General features: G+C 65.5%; 2 protein-coding genes and 1 pseudogene. 2 read left to right on the top strand and 1 reads right to left on the bottom strand.

Features of this window, described 5'->3' with window-relative positions; all coding sequences use genetic code 11:
- On the bottom strand, positions 1-960 hold a 960-nt coding region (locus tag RT662_RS14750; RefSeq protein WP_313671444.1), incomplete at its 3' end, for an efflux RND transporter periplasmic adaptor subunit.
- Between the two features lie 99 nt (positions 961-1,059).
- On the opposite strand from RT662_RS14750, the gene RT662_RS14745 reads away from it, so the two are divergent.
- Positions 1,060-1,716 carry a response regulator transcription factor gene (locus tag RT662_RS14745; RefSeq protein WP_313671443.1) on the top strand — a complete coding sequence of 219 codons (657 nt, stop codon included), beginning with the start codon at positions 1,060-1,062 and terminating at the stop codon, positions 1,714-1,716.
- Positions 1,716-2,029: pseudogene (locus tag RT662_RS14740) on the top strand (sensor histidine kinase); the annotation flags it as partial. The gene RT662_RS14745 and the pseudogene RT662_RS14740, both read left to right, overlap by 1 nt.

The following is a 2,029-nucleotide window of genomic DNA, read 5'->3' as shown; positions in this document are numbered from 1 at the left end:
AGTGATCACGGCGGGATCGCCACTGCCAGCGCGGGTTACTGGGCGGGCGACAAAGCCGGCACTGGTCCTCACGAACACCAGATCCTTGCCATTTTCCGTGGCAATGGCGGCAGCCGGCACGCTGATCGCTCCGGCCGGCGCCGGGGCGCGGATGGTCAGGCGCAGTAACCGGCCGCCCACCAGCGGCGGACCACCATCCGCGAGCCGCGCCCGCGCTGCAAATGCCCGGGTCGCCGGGTCCAGCGACGAAGCCACGGTTTCCATCCGGCCAGTCTGGCCGTCGTCAGTGCTGACCGGCAATCCGGCCCGTACCGCCAGCGCCAATCGTTCCGGTACTTGCAGGGCCAGCCAACGGCTCCCTTCGCGCTCAATGACGATCGGCGCGCTCATCGCGTCCACGGCAGAGCCGGCATCCATGGCCATGCTGCTTATCCGACCTGCAATCGGGGCAGTCAGCCTGATGGTGCCATCGCGACCAACACTGGCCTGATCTATCATGGAGCGGGCGGTCCGGACGGTGATATCATCCTGGTTGCTGGCTGCCGCGGCCGCATCGGCCCGGCTGGCAGCGACAACACCAGCCCGTGCCAATTCTGCCATGCGCGCGGCTTCCGCCGCTGTCAGCCGGCGACTGGATTCGGCCTGTGCCAGTTCTGCGGCCAGCGCCATCGCGTCACGGCTAACGATAACGGCCAGCAACTGGCCCTTTTCGACCGTTTGCCCGGGCTGCACATGCACCGATCGCACAAGACCTGCGAACGGCGTGGCCACGGCCACACGGGCTCCAGGTGGCTGCACCACCGTGGCCGGCAATTGCGCCAGGGTCATTTCGGGGGCGGCGGCGGCAATGGCCGTGCGCGCGGCAATCTGCGGTACCTTCTGCGGTGCAGGGTCAGGCGCTGGCTGGCCACAGCCCGTCAGCGCGGCAGCAATCAACAATTGGGCGGCATGTCTGAACATGGGCGCTGTGTGCCATCATCAGCTTGCATGAACCTGACAATCTGTCAGCCTGTTGCAAGCTTACAGTGTCATGATCTGGCATTGATGGAGCGGTGGCCGATGCGCCTGCTGCTGGTTGAAGACGATGTGGAACTGGCGGTCCGTCTGTCAAAACGGTTGACTGCGGCCGGCTTTGCCGTGGATCGCGCCGCCGATGGCCAAAGTGCGCTGGAATGGCCCGATCTCGGATCGCACAGCGCCGTCATTCTGGATCTGGGCCTGCCCCGCATCGACGGCCTCAGCGTGCTGCGCCAGTGGCGGGCGCTTGGCATCATGGTGCCGGTCATCATCCTGACAGCACGTGGCAATTGGCAGGACAAGGTGGAAGGCCTGAACGCCGGCGCTGATGATTTCGTGGTGAAGCCGGTACACTCGGAAGAATTGATCGCTCGCCTGCATGCCCAGATTCGCCGCCATGAAGACCGTGGCGCGCCGCTGTTGACGGCCGGCAATCTGGCGCTGGATCCGGTAGCGCGTGCGGTCACGCGCGAAGGTGCACCAATCGACCTGACACGGCAGGAGTATCGCCTGCTGGAGGCGCTCATTCGCCGTCCCGGCCATATCCTGTCACAAGCCGATCTGCTGGAACGCCTTTATCCACTCGAGGCCGAGCGGGACTGGAATACGCTGGAAGTTCAGGTCAGCCGGCTGCGCCGCAAGCTTGGCGCGGGCGCGATCACGACCGTGCGCGGCCTTGGGTACAGGCTGGAGCCATGATGACCGGTGGCGGCCCATCCAGCCTCCGGGCACGCTTCACGCTGGCCATGCTGGCATGGGTGATCAGTGGTCTGGTGGTGGTTGGCTTCTCTGCCAGCGCCCTGTTCCGCCGCCATGTCGAGGGCGTTTTCCACGCCGAACTAGAGGAGCATTTGGTTGAACTTGTTGGCTTGACGGAACTTGACGGCAAAGGGCGGCCACAACTGGCCCGGCCGCTGTCCGATCCGCGTTATGCCGCGGCCGGTTCCGGTTACTACTGGCAGGTGTCCCGGGACGGCAGCGCATTGATGCGATCGCCGTCGCTGGGCGAAGG

Origin of the sequence: Sandarakinorhabdus sp., assembly GCF_032115815.1 — a bacterium.
In the GTDB taxonomy this organism is placed as follows: Bacteria; Pseudomonadota; Alphaproteobacteria; order Sphingomonadales; family Sphingomonadaceae; genus Sandarakinorhabdus.
The sequence above is the reverse complement of the archived record's forward strand: the minus strand, read 5'-3'. Positions and strand labels throughout refer to the sequence as shown.

Excerpts from the sequence above, each read along its gene's own strand:
- RT662_RS14745 (WP_313671443.1), top strand. The coding sequence starts at position 1,060 with ATGCGCCTGCTGCTGGTTGAAGACGATGTGGAACTGGCGGTCCGTCTG.